We start from the raw sequence: 16,692 nt of genomic DNA on the forward strand, positions 1-16,692 counted from the left end.
AAAACCAACTGAAATATAAGTTTTCAAAAAAATTTTCAAGACACCACGAAAAATGTTACTTTTAACCAAATCAAAAAATCATGTCATATTATCCTCTTACAAGCATCCCTGATTATTATGGAATTGATGCTTTACTTACCGAAGAACACAAACTAATCCGCCAATCTGTAAGAGACTGGGTTGAAAGTTTTGTAATGCCGCAGATAGATCAGGCCGCTCAAAATCATACAGATATCCCTAATCTTATGAGAGAATTGGGGAAAATCGGAGCGCTGGGACCTTATATCCCGGTTCAGTATGGCGGTTCAGGATTAGACCAGATTTCTTATGGTCTGATTATGCAGGAATTGGAAAGAGGAGATTCTGCAGTACGTTCTGCTGCTTCGGTACAGAGCTCATTGGTGATGTTTCCTATCAATGAATTCGGTTCTGAGGAACAGAAAATGAAATATCTTCCTAAGCTTGCTGCCGGAGAAATGATCGGGTCTTTTGGATTAACAGAGCCCAACCACGGTTCTGATCCAGGTTCTATGGAAACGTATTTTAAAGATATGGGCGACCATTATCTTTTAAATGGGGCTAAAATGTGGATCACCAACTCTCCTCTATGCGATATCGCTGTGGTATGGGCAAAAAATGAGGAAGGAAAAGTACAGGGATTAATCGTTGAAAGAGGAATGGAAGGTTTCACCACTCCTGAAACTCACAATAAATGGAGCTTAAGAGCTTCCAAAACCGGAGAACTGGTATTCAATAATGTAAAAGTACCGAAAGAAAACCTTCTTCCGGGAGTAACCGGGCTGAAAGGACCTTTATCTTGTCTGAATTCTGCGAGATACGGAATTTCATGGGGTGTAATTGGTGCTGCTATTGACTGCCACTGTACTGCTGTTCAATACTCTAAAGAAAGAAAACAGTTTGGGAAACCAATCGGTTCTTACCAGCTTCAGCAGAAAAAACTGGCTGAATTCTTAACAGAGATTACAAAAGCTCAGTTATTATGCCTTCAGTTAGGAAATCTTAAGAATGCTCACAAGGCAACTCCGGCTCAGATTTCTATGGCTAAACGTAACAACGTACACATGGCTATTGAAATTGCCAGAGAATCAAGACAGATTCTTGGCGGTATGGGAATCATGGGTGAATTCCCGATGATGAGACACGCTGCTAACCTGGAGTCTGTGATTACTTACGAGGGAACACATGATGTTCATTTACTGATCACTGGTTTAGATATTACAGGAATCAACGCTTTCTAAAAAAGATAAAAATAGAAATAAAGAGTCTGGCCAATGGTCAGACTCTTTTATTTTACTCACTTTGCAGAGAATTGATATTCATTGAATAATTATTGATACTCTAAAGTTTTTGTTGTTTTATTGAAATTATTACCTTAATACCAGACAAAAACAAACAATATGAAAAAAATCACAACTTTTTTACTAAGTCTTACAGCACCATTTTATTTTGCCCAGCAGGCTGGTGATGTTGTAAGTACCGAACAGAAACTGGATTTAACCCCACAGGGAGTCGTCAATTTTATAGCCAATAATCTTGGAGACCAGAATACCCCGGAATTTTCCAACTATCTCAATAGTTTTAATATCGGCCTAAAAGGTTATAAGATTACCTATTACACCAAAAACGAAAATAATGTTCTGGTAAAAGCCACCGGATTGCTTATGTACCCAAATGTACCCTTCAAGCTCTCAACAGTTGTGTCAGATCATGGAACCACAGACAGCAGAAATAATGTACCATCTAATTTTAAAGGAGCTTTAACCGCTGGATTTGTGGTTGAGCTGTCTTACGTACTTAATGGATATATTTTAATGGCACCCGACTATGTAGGGATGGGTACTGGAGAAGGAACTCAGCCTTATGTAGATTATGCCACAGAAGCTGGAGCTACCATTGATTTTATCACGGCAGCAAATAAAGTATTGGCACAACTGAACATTAAACGTTATGATGAATATTTCTTAGCCGGATATTCCCAAGGCGCTCATGCTGCAATGTCAACATTAAAAAGATTAAGTATTTCGAATCCCAATAATATCAAATTCAAATATGCCTATATGGGAGACGGGCCTTATGATTTCTCCGGAGTTACTTTAAATAAAGGAGTTTTGGAGAAGGATATTTACCCATTTACCTCATTCCTGGCCAATGTTCTTCATACCTGCAACAATACAGGATATAAAACCTATAATAATGACATTTCAGAAGTTATTTCTGCGGAATATCTCGATAAGTACAACTACCATGTTATTCAGGATAATGGCGGACTTCTGTGGGGCCCGTTTTTATGGAGAAAACTATTTACCTCCAGCTTTGTTAATGATGTTACCAATAATCCCAATAATAAGCTCAGACTCTGTATGAAACCAAAGGATGTGTATGATTGGTACAATAAAACTCCCATGACATTAGGACATTCTACGATAGATCTTGCTATTCCGCCTGAAAATACTTCTAAAACCATTGAGGTTCAACGTGGATATTATCCATGGTGGGATCTGAATAAGTACAAACTGGATTCTTTTTACTGGGGGCCACTCGGGCATGTAGGGGGAATTCTGCCATTTACATTAGCCTCCAATGCTAAGTTCAATACGCTGAGAAGCGGCGGTCTTCTTAATGAGTGGGCTATTGCAGGATCAATTTTCGGCAAACAGTCGGTAGAAACAACCACTGAAAAACCTTCCTTCCTGTCTTCGCAAATCAAACCGGAGCTGGGAACCATGCAGCTGGTAGAAATTACAGATTTCAATAAAGAAAAAGCACAAAGCAGAATGGCTGGTGACTACAGCAGTTTATCAAGTCTAAAAGACGGAGTCTATCTGCTTAAAGTATCGGAAAACAATGAAAATACCATAATTCCATACATCAAAAATACTCCTAAAGAAGTTGCTGAAAACGAGATCGTACAATCTATGAATGCATCGGTTTTACAATTAAAAGTAAATCAGGATGAACTTACTGCTGTGAATATTTTTGATGAAAATAAAACTCTTGTCAAAAGTATTTCTCAAAAACAATATCAGGAAGCCGGAGGAATCAACATTCAGGATATGGAAAACAAAAATTATGTATTTGAAGTTGTTACCCCATACTATAATCTTCAGTTCAGTAAAGCGGTTGGAGGTACATTATCACCGGAAAACAGTACTGATATTTATACTCAAAGGCAACAAATTGTAGCTAAATCCAGCAATGATATTAAAAACATCAGCATCTATAGTATTTCCGGTACTCTGATCATTCAGCAGGAAGTTAATAAACAGGTATTTGAATCCAGAAATCTTGATCCTGGCGTATACCTGGTACAAATCACGCTTTCCAATGGAAAAGTCATTAATAAAAAAGTAAAACTGTAAAATCAATCACTCTTCTATATCTCATTTCAAGTTAATTTTTAGCACTTCAGCAATGAAGTGCTTTTTTATATCATACAATCCCGATAACTCCACAAAAAATAATTGGAGATAAAGCAGTTTCAAAATAACATACAATTATGTAATTCGTTATTAACAATCATTTTACATTATCCAATTTTAATTTTTCGCAAAAAACTTCTTACAATAGCATAAATGATTCTTGTCATTTATTTTAAATTATTCTAAATAAAATTAGTAATCTTATACTGAGCCTGCTACTTTTGCCGAAAGAATAATGCCAGATGGTACATAATGACTCCCGATTCCCTTTGAGGCTCCGATTTTTCAGTTTTCTTATTTTTATCATTACGATTACAGCAGTTAAGTCCCAAAATCTACAGTTCCCAATCAATTTTGAAATAAAAAGCAAGGATCAGCCTTTAAAAAAAGGTTCTGAAATCAAGATTTTCGCTCATAAAAATACCTATTCAATAGCTACTGACGAAAAAGGAACAGCCTCAATCCTTCTTTTTCCTGGAAAATATCAAGTTGAAATATGGAAAAATGGGGTTCTGGGACATTCGGGTAAAATATCTGTGACAAAGGCTGAGACCTTCACGCTGCCATTTCTGGAGAAAGTCAATACCATTGAAGAAGTAGTGATTACTGCTAAAGAAGGGAAAGGACTTACCTCCTCCTCTATTATCAGCCAGCGGGCAATGCAGCATTTGCAGCCGTCAAGCTTTTCTGATCTTCTGGAACTTATTCCCGGTGGAAGATCAAACGATCCGCTTCTTAATCAGGTCAATAGCATCAGCCTCCGTGAAACCGGAAGACCTGGTACAGATTACAACACGTCCTCAATGGGAACTACTTTTTTGGTTAATGGAGCTCCTTTAAATTCCAATGCCAATCTTCAGTATTCTTATGATTTTTTAGACAAAACCAATAACGGACTCAAGCGAAGGCTTACGATAAACAGCGGTGTAGATATGCGAACGATTTCTACAGATCAGATTGAAAGTGTGGAGATTCTTCGTGGAATCCCATCTGTAATCTATGGAAACCTGACTTCAGGAATTGTAAAAATCACGAATAAATCCGGATATACACAGTGGAAAGCCAGATTTAAAGCAGACGGCTACAGTAAACTTTTTGCAGTGAGTAAAGGTTTTGAAAATAAAGAAAGTGACCTGAAAATCAATGCAGGCCTGGACTATCTGAATGCAAAAACCGACCCAAGAGACCGCCTTGAAAGCTATAAAAGGATAACCGCTCATCTCGCTGTCATAAAAGAGAAAAAATGGGATCACGGAATTGCTAAGTGGCAAAGCAACCTTAGTTATACAGGTTCACTGGATGGTTCAAAGTCGGATCCTGATATAGACTTGTCTGAACTCAATTCTTATGAGGTGAATAACCACTTTTTGAGTCTTTCCAACTTATTCACTTACACTAAAAATGAGCCGTCATTTTACCGTTCAACAGAAATTCAGGCAACTGCCAACCAAAGATTCGACAAAATAAAGCAGACCAAATTTATTCAGCTGGAAAACGCAATGGCCTTTCCTTTATCCACACACGAAGGAGAATACGATGGTTACTACCCTGAGCCCCGTTACATCTCAAATTATACAGTAGACGGGAAACCTCTCGATCTGTTTGTTAAAATGGTTAATAACTTCCAGATTAATTATAAATCGGTAACGCATGAGTTTAATGCAGGATTTGACTGGCAAATGAGTAAAAACTGGGGCAAAGGACAGTTATTTGATATCTACAGACCGATTGATCCCAAAGCCTCATTCAGACCGCGGGCTTACCACGATATTCCGGCCTATATGACTTCTGCATTGTTTCTGGAATCTGTAAACTCATTACATGCGGGCCAACATACCCTTATACTGGCACTGGGATTAAGAGGAAATACAATGATGAACCTGCCTTCCTACTTCAAAATGAACGGAAAATTATATGCAGACCCAAGAGCTAACTTCCAGTGGGAGCTTCCCTCTTTTGATTGGATGGATAAAAAAGCAACCTTAGCGTTAACATTAGGATATGGTAAGCAGAGTCTCTTCCCTGATCTTAATCTCCTGTATCCTGAACTTATTTACAAAGATATCCAGCAGCTGAATTATTTTCACAATAATCCTGACTACAGAAGAATTAATTATAAAACCCTGATTTACAACCCTCAGAACCCGGACATAGAACCTGCTGTAAATGAAAAATTTGAAGCAAGAGTTGATTTCAGTCTGGGAGCACATCAGCTGTCTGTTACGGTGTTTAAGGAAAATATGCGCAATGCATTCCGTTCCATGAATGAATATGCTTTGTATCAGTATAAAAAATATGACACTTCAGGACTGAATCATGAGGCTATAACTTCTCCGCCGGATGTGAATACCCTTCCTTACCAGACAGTGAATGAAAACTTTCTTTATGCCACCCAACGAAATGGAAGCAAAGTAGACAAAGAAGGTGTTGAATTTCAATATTCCTCCAACCGAATCCCCGTGATCAACACACGGTTTACTTTAAACGGAGCCTGGTTCCGCACAAAATATGGAAACAGTCAGCCCGTATACAGAGGAAGAAACTTATTGATCAATGGAAGACCTTATCCTTATCTTGGATTATACGAAGGAATGGAACCAAATTCGGTGAATGAAGTTTTGAATACCAATCTGATGATGGATACCTATATTCCACGTCTGGATCTTGTTTTTTCTTCTTCATTCCAGTTTTCATGGTATTCTATGAGGAAAGTACTTTCTATGAACGGAGTTCCCAGTCATTATGTGGATCAGAATGGTACTGTTCTCCCCTATAACCCGGATTCTGTAAAAGGAACAATTCTGGAAAGCCTGATTATCGCACAGAATGAGGATCTATACAACACTTCCAGAAGACCTATGGAAATGAACCTCAATCTGAAAGTCACCAAAAGCTTCAGAAATAAAACGGTTGTGGTCTCCATGTTTGCGAACAGATTATTCAGTTATTATACCCCTTACAATATCAATGGATTTACCATTAACAGAAAAGGAGCATACGATCCTTACTTCGGAATGGAAATCAATTTCAATTTATAAACAATTTCAATTCAATAAATTATGTTAAAACATGTATTAAAAACACTGTTCATATTGTGTACAGTGATGGCTATTACAGCCTGTTCTTCAGATTCGAATGAAGCTCTTGAAGCAAAAACTTCATTAAAACTGGAACTTAAAGTAATTCCCGAAAATATTCAGGTTAAAGAATACAAAAACCTTACGATAAGTTTCAAAGAGTTAAATTCAGGGTTTACCATCACTCAGGAACTTAAAAATACCAACGTTTTGCAGGTTGTTCTTCCTTCAGGAACGTACAATATTACTGCAGAAGGAAGCATAGTATATGGTGACAACTCCGGATCGGTAGAAGCTAAAGTTGCCGGCGTACAGAACGGAATGGTCATCAATGGCAGTGAAACCAGTAAAACTTTAGAACTTGCCTTAAAATCTGGCAACAGCAGTGATCTTATTCTTGAAGAAATCTTCTTTACCGGAACCAAAACCCCGCAGGGAGCGATGTACTTTGGTGACCAGTATTTTAAAATCACCAATAATACAGATAAAACGTTGTATGCAGATGGTATGCTTCTGATACAATCCAGCTTCATGACCAATGAAAAACAGGATTACAGCCCGAATATCATGGCAACTACTCTATCTGCAGGTGCTATCATCAGAATTCCGGGAAATGGAACAATGTATCCTGTAAAAGCAGGAGAATCTATTATTATCGCTGAAGATGCCATTAATCATAAAAATTTTAATCCTTCATCCATTAATCTTTCCAATGCCAATTTCCAGATTTTCAAGGAAGACTCTGATGACATTGACAATCCTGCCGTTCCGAAAATGATGAATGTTTTTGATAAAATGGTGATTCATACGCAAGGATATTATGCTTATGCCTTGGCACGTATGCCACAGGGAATGACTCATGAAGCATTAGTTGCCCAAAATACCTATACGTATACCTACAACCTTACCATCAACGGTGATGTATATCCTATGGACGGAACCGCAGTTAAAATCCCTAATGAATGGATCACAGATGCTGTTAATTTAAGCGTACAGGATTCATTCCAATGGCAGGTAACTTCCCCTTCTTTAGATATGGGATGGACTTCCGTAACCACTTTTGACGGTGATAAAAATCGTTTCGGAAAAGCTGTGCGCAGAAAAGTAACAGGGAAAACAATGGAGGGTAAAAATATTCTTAAAGATACCAACAACTCCACAACAGACTTTGAACATGGTGTAAAGCCATCTTTATTTAATTAAAATGAAATATTTTCTTTCCATATCCATCCTGCTTATTACCTTTTCAGGTGTAAAACTGCATGCTCAGATCAATGATACCATCATAGAGAAAGTACGCGAAGAATATAGCTTTAAAAGGCTTATTAAAAACAGTATTACTCTCAATCCAGCCAGCTATAATGCAGCAAGGAAGCACAGCATCACAACGTTTAATGTATTTACTGAAAAAAGCAATACTCCCAGTCAGCTGCAACAAAAAGGGAGAGGTAAAAACCTATGGGGCGCAGAAGTTTACAGCTTACAGAAGCTTGATGATAAAACAGCTGTATGGGGCAATGCTTCCTATACACAGGGGAAAAATAAGCAGGTGGTATGGAACGAAAATTCAGATTATGACCTTATTTATCCTTATGTAGCGGCGGACAGTGTAGGCGGAGATATGAAATTTGAAAACTATAGTTTTTCAGGAGGCTATTCCAAAAAAATCAATACCTATACTTTGGGGATTACAGGAAGCTATCAGGCAACATTGAGCTATCGGGATATTGATCCTAGACCGAAAAATACAGCAGCTCATTTGTCTTTGGCAATGGGAGCTGATAAACTGGTATTCGGGAAATTCAGAGTTGGAGCCTATGCAAATGCTGAAAAATATACTCAAAAACATTATCTGAGCTTTGTCAGCAATCAGGGATATCCTATGATCTATAATATGAGCGGGCTCGGAAATTATAATGAGCTGCTTTCCGGAAAACTTCGCCAGGCTTATTACGAAGGCTGGTCTTATGGAGGAGGTTTACAAATTTTTGAAGCTGACAGCAGAAACTGGTACTTGAATATGGGTATTAAAAAGTTTAATCTTGATAAACTCTTGACTGAATATGCAGATCTCAATGCCTCAAAAATTAATGAACAGCAATTTACCTTTTCAGCCGGAAAATTCTTTAACTCGGGAAAAACAGTCTGGGGAATTTCCGCTGAAGGAAACAGCACAGAAAGAAAAGGAACTGAAAACCTGTTCCTGAATGAGAACTCAAGAAATTATATCCAGATTGGAAGTGTGGAAAAATACAATCACAAGATCAACAGTATAATTTTTAAAGGTCTCATCCAAATGGGCAATGAAAAAACAAAATCGTCTTTAATTCCCTTTTTTGGATGGATTCAGGAAAAAGAAAAATATAGCAGTCCGGCATCAAGAATAGAATTAAGTAAACTTATGTATGGAGCAGATTATCAATGGCTGAAAACCTTCAACCATCAACAGACACTCTCTGTAATAGCAGGGCTTTCAGCAACCAATGTTTATCAAAAGAATGCTCTGTTCAATAATTCAGTAAAACCAGCCATCAATAGTATGCTTCAGGAAAACTATGCTTTTCAGTCTTCAGATTTCTGGCAGGCAAAACTTGATGTTCATTTTCATTTCAGCTTTCCTGTTGTTAAAAATGCTTTTGTAGGAGGCAAGATCATGTACAGTAATTTTAAAACTGGCAGCAATACTTTATTGGCAGTCAGTATAGGAAGTATTTTTTAAACATATTATGATAAAATTTTCAGATCTTAAATTAGTCGCAGTTCTCGGGGGAATTTCCCTTTTCTTTATGCAGCATACTTTTCAAAAGTACAGGGTTGATTATGGAGAAACGGTAGAACAATATAAAAAGCCTGTAAAATTCTGGCCAAAACCCACAGTGGATACAGAAGTGAACTGGAGAGAATTTGAGGCTATAGACTGGGATTCCAACTATTATGACACACAGGAACTCCCTGAAGTAATACTGGGAAAAAAACTCTTTTTTGATCCTAAACTGTCATCATCCAGCCAGGTATCCTGCAGTAGCTGCCACAATCCTGAACTGGGTTGGGGAGACGGCCAGGAAGTAGCATTGGGAACAGACCATTTGCAGGGAAAAAGAAATACACAGTCTCTTTATAATATTGCAGACCGTCATTCTTATTTCTGGGATGGAAGAGCTAAAACATTGGAAGAACAGCTTGTAGGACCTATTTCTGCTCATAACGAGATGAATATGAAGCCGGAAAAGCTGGCCGGAAAACTATCGAAACTTAAAGAGTACAGGCAACTGTTTAAAGAAGCATATCAATCTGATAAAATTACATTTGACAAAATCGCAAAAGCTCTGGCAACTTTCCAGAGAACAATCAGAAGCCAACCCAGCAAACTGGATAAATTCCTGAAAGGTGATTATAAAGCGATGAGTGACAAGGAAATTTACGGAATGCATCTATTCCGGACTAAAGCAAGATGTATGAACTGCCACTATGGAAAAAATCTTACAGATGAATCCTTCCACAATATAGGACTTACCTACTACAAAAGGGAATATGAGGATCTTGGGCTGTATCATATCACCAAAAACTCAGATGATACAGGAAAATTTAAAACTCCTTCTCTGAGAGATCTTGATTATACCGCGCCATGGATGCATAACGGACTAATGGATGATCTGCATGGGGTTGTCAGCTTATACAACAGCGGCATGCAGATGATTAATCCTACCCCCGAAGAAAAGAAAGCTGATCCTAATTTTCCGGTAACCGATCATCTGATAAAACCTTTGGATTTAAATGAACAGGAAATGGATGCTATTGTTTCATTTTTAAAAAGTATGTCCGGAAGCTATTATAAAATGCCAAGACCGGAGATTCCCAGAAAATAGATTAAAACAGAATAAATAATTGATCTTAATAAACAAAAATCCTTTTATCTAAAGTGACGGTTTAGATAAAAGGATTTTTAATACCTTCTGGATTACTCTTAATTATTTTTTAAAACTTGAACCCGATACTGAAATAAATCCTTGAAAAATCAAGCTGGCTGTTTCTGGAAATATTCAGACTGATAGGGCCAATAAGAGATTCATATCCAAGATTCAGTCCATACCCAAACATATCGAAACTGTCATTAAAAGGAGAAAGTTCTTCACTCACTTTTCCATAACTGAAGGAAGGGGTAAGGTAAAGCTTTTTCATGATTCTGTACTGAAATGATAGCGCTGCCTTTGCAACCGAAGTCATAGGAAGCTCTTTCTGGCGAAGACCATTGAATTCAGGGCTTAGCAGGTCATAATTATATTCACTTCCTCCCAGATTATACTTTTGATTCAGGAAGAGATACGGAACCTGATCCTCTTTCTTAGCACCGAAGCTTGCCCCCAAAAACACATTGGCTTTTACCGTCAGCCTTCTTGTGATGGGATAGAAAAAATTCTCATTTAATGTGAATGAAACAAGGTTTTTAGGCTCGGAATAATAAGATTCTTTCGGGTTAAGAATCAGATAAAGAAGAGGCTGCACCGTATTGAGATCATAAAGTTCATACTGATCTCCGTAATAAAATCTTGTACTCACCTGAAGATGATTCCCTTTTGTAGTAAAATATCTTTTATTAAGATTGTTCTGTTCAAATTTCAGAAAAGTATTGAAATTACTATGGTTGTATAGTTTCTTACTGTAATTATCCACTTTCGACTGGTCTACTTTATCCAGTAAACTGTACATTCTTTCTGTACTGAATTCTGTTCCCAGCGATACATAAGCATTTGGACTGACATTATAATTCAGTGCAATCTTTCCTGTTATATTACGGTACATATGGTTGGGGAAACGATCTCCGCCATCTTCACTGATATCATAAAGCCTGAAGTTCAGATCATTACTTTTAAGATGAACCATCTTCGCTTCCAGATCCAGCCACAAACGTTCTCCGCTGTCTAAGAATTGCTGGTAAGCAAGTTTAGCTTTGAAAAGTTCGGAAATATCCACTGTTGCCAAAAATCGGGATCTGTTCAGAAGAATGTTTCTGTAAGTATAATTAACAATAATTCCTACGGATTGTTCTGTATCATAGTGCAAGGCAAGTTTAAATGCTCCTTTTTTCGCTCTTTTCACAAAAACATTCATTACAAGACCATCATTTACATTCGTGTAGGTATAATACACCTTTACATACTGGCGCATTCCGAAAACACGGTCTATGGCTTCATTAACAGTTTTTGCATCGTAATACTTCCCTTCTGTAAGTCCCATCTGCTTTTTCAGTACTTCAATCTCTGCCGCATCTGTTATAGGAGTTCCGTCTTCTTCATTAAAAGTAAATTGTGTTGTAGGCAGTTTTACCTCTTCAATCATGGTATGCTCATACTTAATACCCAATTTCCTTTGAGCTTCAGCCAAAGCCACAAATTCCGGAAGGTGCTTTCTCGCTTCAACCTCTCCTATTCTGATGATCTTTCTGAATCTGCCAAAATCCTTGGTTGTAATCTCACCCAATGGATCCACAAAGTCTACAAGGATGTTAGAGAGCTCCTTTTGATGTTTAAAATCTTCCACAGAACGGATGGCATGCGTCTGATAAATCATCTTCATTGGGTTTTCAATCTCTTTTTTCGTAAATAGTCTGAAACCGGTATACCCTCCGATCACAAAATCTGCACCCATCTCACGTACCTCATTCGCAGGATAATTACGATCCAATCCTCCATCTACCAAAAGTTTCCCATCAATATAAACAGGAGCAAAAGCTGCGGGAATAGCCAATGTGGAACGAATAGCCAGCGGTAAAGAACCCTCTTTCTGCATCACCAGACCTCCGTTTTCAATATCGGATGAAGTAAGCTGAACGGGAATTCTTAGTTTACTGAAATCGTTGATGTGTTTGGCATTAAAGGTTAGTGTATTCAGTACTTCACCCATGTACTGTCCTTCTATATAAGAACTTGGAAGAGTAGGAAATCCTTTCACTACAGGAAATTCAAGAATATATTTATCGTACTCGTCTTTTTCGCTGATATTAACTTTACTGTAAGGAATTTTATTACTCAAAATCCTGTTCCAGTCCATTTTGTAAATCGTATGCTTCAACTGGTCAGCATTATATCCCATTGCATATAAACCTCCAAGGATTCCTCCCATACTCGTTCCCGTAATGTAATCTACTTTGATTCCCAACGAGTCTATCATTTTCAGAATTCCAATGTGGGCAAATCCTTTTGCGCCGCCACCACTAAGAGCCAGACCAAACTTAGTATCTTTGGTTATACTCTGAAGAGCCGTAGTAAGGGAGTCATTTTTTTGTTGGGAGTGAATAGTAAGAGAGAAAGTAATTGCTAAAAATATTAGAATCTTTTTCATTTATATGCTTCTTCTTGTTTTTTGATTTAAACCTTAAAAGTTTCCAAGAGTTAAAGATACACAAAAAACGTACTCGTATTATTAACATTATCAGCAAAGTAAATAATTCTATTTCAGACTATCTGATTACAATAAACACAGACATTTACCACATTAGAACTAAAAATTTTTAATATGTTTTTATTGTTTCTACGAAATTAATATCTGGATTCAGGATTTCAAGAATAAGGCTTTTGACAGATTTCATGGCATCATCAATATTTCCTTTGTCAAACTGCAGGGAAACCATTCCCTTTTTAGCATCGGCAAAACTCCATATCCCCGTTTCAATCGGGAATCCCCAAAACTCAGGAAGATGTTCTACAACGTAATGGTAAATACAAAGCTGAAGCGCCTGCTTTCTTTCGCTGTTATGGAAATATTCGTCTACATTATCCTGATCAATTTTCACATTAAGATTTTTAATCTTTGCTGTTTTATAATCAATGATTCTTAAAGTACCGTTAAGTTTATCAATTCGGTCAATGAATCCGAAGAAAGAAATTTTATCATTCCCCTCGAGAGGAAAATCTATGTTTTCAAACCTTCTTTCAATATCAATTATTTCCAGTTTGTTCCCTTGTTTTATCAGCTCACGATCATGATTAAGGACATTTTCAATTACCTTTTTAGCAATGGCTTTATGAATATAGTTCATCCCTTTTTCATAGAATTCCGGCTGATGCTTAAGCTTCTCAATAGCAATATTTACATATTGATCTATCGCTTTAACTGAATTACTTAAATCACTTTCTTTTAAAACCTTACCCTTTAATACCTCATACACTTCTTGAAGTGAATAATGCACTAAATTCCCGTAATTTTTTATGGACAATTCTTCTTCTATTTCATCTGTTTCCGAAGTATTTAAAATCTTGGAAAGGTAGAAATCAATAGGATTATAGAGATAGCTTGTAAGGTGGGAAGCAGATACTTTTTCCTTCCATTTCTGAAGACGTTCCTGTACGGTCTGGGTCTTGATGATTTCGATGGGTTTGGTGGCAATAGGCTCGGAAGAATTTTCAATAATCAGGTGTTCAATATCATGAGAACTCTCCATTTCAATCTGAGTAATAAAGCGGCTTTTCTCACCGGTATTTACTCCGGAGCTTAAAGCATTATACAGCAAATGTACATTCTGCGCATCCTGAATCAATCTGTAAAAGTGATAGGCATAAATGCTGTCATTCTCAAGGAAGGTATGAAGATCAAAGAACCTTCGGATATCAAAAGGAATATAAGTATTCTGGGAGTTTCCAAGGGGAAGTTTTCCTTCGTTTACGGAAAGCAGAATAACGTTTTCAAAATTCAGGAGACGGGTTTCCAGTAATCCCATGATCTGAAGTCCTCTCAAAGGCTCTCCCTGGAAGTCAATACTTTCAGAATTGATATGCTGGTTGATCAGAATTTCCAGCGTTTCCATTTTAATTTCAATATTGTATGGAGTAAGCTGATTTTTGATAATTCTGAACGCATTTTCAAAATGAGAGACATTTTCATACTGAATATCATCTATTTCAAGCCATTTCACCTGTTGGCAGAACGCAATAAGCATATCCAGATAGATATGGGTACCGGCTGCTTTCTGAAGAAGTCCATAATAAGACAGTCCGCTCAGCAGTTCATGCAAAAGCTTATGAGAGATATACACAATATTCCTCTCTTCTACTTTGGCTTTAAACTCATTGATGATAAGCTCGTCTTCCACAGATTTTGGCAGTTCTTCCAGAATCGGAAAAACATCTCTGTAATAATAGGAGGATTTATTTTTTTCCAGCTGTTTCTGCAGATAGAAAAGACGTTTCACCGCATTGGAGAATGATAAGTTTTTCAATGGGAATCCCATTGTAATGTTCAAATTATCAACACCATGCATCACATCCAGACTTGCCGGAAGTAAATTTTCATCCAGCAGTACTACCGCAGTATTGGAATAGGTTTTATTATTGATCTCTTTAAAGATCTCAGGCAATACTTTAGTCTGGGTTACATTCCCGGACACTTCGTATACCTTAATTTTTTTAGGTTGATTAAAATCATCTTCTATCCACTGGAAAGCTCTGTTATCATCAAACTCTTTCCATGTTTTATGATTTCTAAGAAATTTTCCGGCTTCCTGTCTTTCATCATCAAAATAATAGCGGTCTGCCTGAAAGAAACATTGGGCTTTATTCCACTGCAAAAGACTCCTTACCAACTTTTCCTCTACGGGAGTAAAAGCATTGAACCCGCAAAAAATAAACTCTTCTTTGGTATTTTTGGCAAAATCAACAATCCTAGCTTTAGCAGCTTCATGAATCATTCCGGAAGTGGCCCAGTTTTTTTCCTGCAGTCTCTTCTTGAGAACAGGGAGAAAAACATTCATATTCTGCCAGAAATTAAGGAATTTCTTTCTTGGGACATCATCATCCTCACCAAGATCCTGAGCCCATTCTTTGATCCTTTCCTCATCAAACATATACTGTAATACCGCCTGATCACTGTCTGAGAATTTGAGAATATCATCCCAGTCCTTCTGCAATGTGGGAAACCATTTCAGAAAGTCTGAAAAATCATCTCTCGGAATAAGATTCAGGCTTCTATAGACATCAAAAGAGAAAAGCCACAACGGAATTCCCTGAATCGGCTGGTGATCGGCAATTGTATTGATGAGTTCCTCAATTGTAAAAAAGTTGGGAAGAAACCCTGAATAATTGTTTTCTTCCAGGATCTGTCTGATAAACACAATGGGACGTTTTCCGGGCAGAATGATGTTAAACGCAGAAAGATCCGTGTTTTGTGCCAGCAGTTCGTGGATGATTTTATTGAGGAATTTCAAAGGCTTGATAGCTTTTTAAGTTGTCTAATTGTTCAGCAATCGAATTATTATATTCGGTCTGCTTTTCTTTATCAATTCCATGACGGGTTTCTCTGTCATAGGCCATCTGGAAGTTTTTATACTCATCCGATATCCCGTCATAAATTGCTTTGAAATATTTGTTGTAGTCTCCTGAGTTTTTGATTTTTTCAGCAACTGCTTTTCTAAACTTTCTCACAAATAATTCTGCAATATCAAAATGTTTCTGCTCATGCAGCAGGATATAATCATCCATTCTTTTGGCATCCTTCCAGGATCTCTCTTCATGAAAAACGGTTTTAATCGTCATCGTAACCGGTGCCTTTGGATCAGAAGATTTTACAGAATAAAATTCCCATCCGCAATGGGTATACGCTGCTACATCCGGATTTTTTTTCTTACTGACCGGGCTCTTGAAGTTATCCCAAGTCAGTCTTTTACCTTCCTGCCATGTAATTTTCTGTCCGAATACAGTCTGAGCTGCCCATAAACACAATACAAAAGTCAACCTCATTATTCTACTACAATTGTTTTGGTAATCCAATTATTTCCTCCATTCCAGAATTTAAAAGTATAAGTACCTTTTTTCTGCGGACTGAAATTGATTTGATTCACTCCTACATAATTTCCCTGTTTACAAGGTCCGTTGGTGATATATTTATAGGAAGTAACTGTTCTTTCCAGGTTGTTGTTGTAAATATAATCATATCCGTAAAAACCCTCACAGTGAGACGGATAGGTGGAATAAGTCTTTATGCTCTGTATCGCAAAAACGTTCATGGTGTCATTAACCATCTTTACGCTGTCTATTTTGATTTTACCAATAGACTCGATGGTATGGTAATCATCATCATTACACGAAACCAGAAGCACGCCAAACACGAATACTGAAAATCCAATATTTAAAAGTTTTTTCATAACCTTTAATTTTCTGATTATTAACCAATATTTAGCAAAAATT

Annotated in this window: 10 protein-coding genes; 6 read left to right on the forward strand and 4 right to left on the reverse strand. The window is 37.3% G+C overall.

Annotated features, from left to right (window positions below; translation table 11 throughout):
- Positions 1–80: 80 nt before the first annotated feature.
- The 6 genes from JOE44_RS06065 (at position 81) to JOE44_RS06090 (ending at position 10,383) form a co-directional block, all read left to right on the forward strand.
- The gene (locus JOE44_RS06065; RefSeq protein WP_105682628.1) at positions 81–1,259 is read left to right on the forward strand and encodes an acyl-CoA dehydrogenase family protein; all 1,179 of its coding nucleotides are present in this window, start codon (positions 81–83) and stop codon (positions 1,257–1,259) included.
- A gap of 159 nt (positions 1,260–1,418) precedes the next feature.
- Positions 1,419–3,380 carry a T9SS type A sorting domain-containing protein gene (locus JOE44_RS06070; protein WP_209784783.1) on the forward strand — a complete coding sequence of 654 codons (1,962 nt, stop codon included), beginning with the start codon at positions 1,419–1,421 and terminating at the stop codon, positions 3,378–3,380.
- 302 nt (positions 3,381–3,682) lie between these two features.
- Positions 3,683–6,478: a TonB-dependent receptor gene (locus tag JOE44_RS06075; RefSeq protein WP_209784784.1), complete on the forward strand. Its 2,796-nt coding sequence runs from the start codon at positions 3,683–3,685 to the stop codon at positions 6,476–6,478.
- A gap of 21 nt (positions 6,479–6,499) precedes the next feature.
- Positions 6,500–7,720, forward strand: a complete 1,221-nt coding sequence (locus JOE44_RS06080; protein ID WP_209784785.1) for a DUF4876 domain-containing protein — start codon at positions 6,500–6,502, stop codon at positions 7,718–7,720.
- 1 nt (position 7,721) lies between these two features.
- Positions 7,722–9,236: a DUF6850 family outer membrane beta-barrel protein gene (locus tag JOE44_RS06085; RefSeq protein WP_209784786.1), complete on the forward strand. Its 1,515-nt coding sequence runs from the start codon at positions 7,722–7,724 to the stop codon at positions 9,234–9,236.
- Between the two features lie 67 nt (positions 9,237–9,303).
- Positions 9,304–10,383 carry a cytochrome c peroxidase gene (locus JOE44_RS06090; RefSeq protein ID WP_245169877.1) on the forward strand — a complete coding sequence of 360 codons (1,080 nt, stop codon included), beginning with the start codon at positions 9,304–9,306 and terminating at the stop codon, positions 10,381–10,383.
- Positions 10,384–10,492: 109 nt separating this feature from the next.
- Here the strand turns inward: JOE44_RS06090 and JOE44_RS06095 are convergent, their stop codons facing one another.
- The 4 genes from JOE44_RS06095 to JOE44_RS06110 all read right to left on the reverse strand — a co-directional run bounded on the left by JOE44_RS06095 (position 10,493) and on the right by JOE44_RS06110 (position 16,649).
- The gene (locus tag JOE44_RS06095) at positions 10,493–12,856 is read right to left on the reverse strand and encodes a patatin-like phospholipase family protein (RefSeq protein WP_209784788.1); all 2,364 of its coding nucleotides are present in this window, start codon (positions 12,854–12,856) and stop codon (positions 10,493–10,495) included.
- A gap of 169 nt (positions 12,857–13,025) precedes the next feature.
- Entirely contained in the window at positions 13,026–15,713 is a 2,688-nt protein-coding gene (locus JOE44_RS06100) for a PD-(D/E)XK nuclease family protein (protein WP_209784789.1), read from the reverse strand.
- A complete protein-coding gene (locus JOE44_RS06105; protein WP_209784790.1) occupies positions 15,697–16,245 on the reverse strand; it encodes a DUF922 domain-containing protein in 549 nt (182 codons plus the stop codon). Before JOE44_RS06105 ends, JOE44_RS06100 begins: the two co-directional genes overlap by 17 nt.
- Positions 16,245–16,649, reverse strand: coding sequence for a hypothetical protein (locus tag JOE44_RS06110; RefSeq protein WP_209784791.1), 405 nt, complete (start codon positions 16,647–16,649; stop codon positions 16,245–16,247). The genes JOE44_RS06105 and JOE44_RS06110 overlap by 1 nt, the downstream gene beginning before the upstream one ends.
- Positions 16,650–16,692 lie beyond the last annotated feature (43 nt).

The organism is Chryseobacterium sp. PvR013, from assembly GCF_017833095.1.
Lineage (GTDB): Bacteria > Bacteroidota > Bacteroidia > Flavobacteriales > Weeksellaceae > Chryseobacterium > Chryseobacterium culicis_A.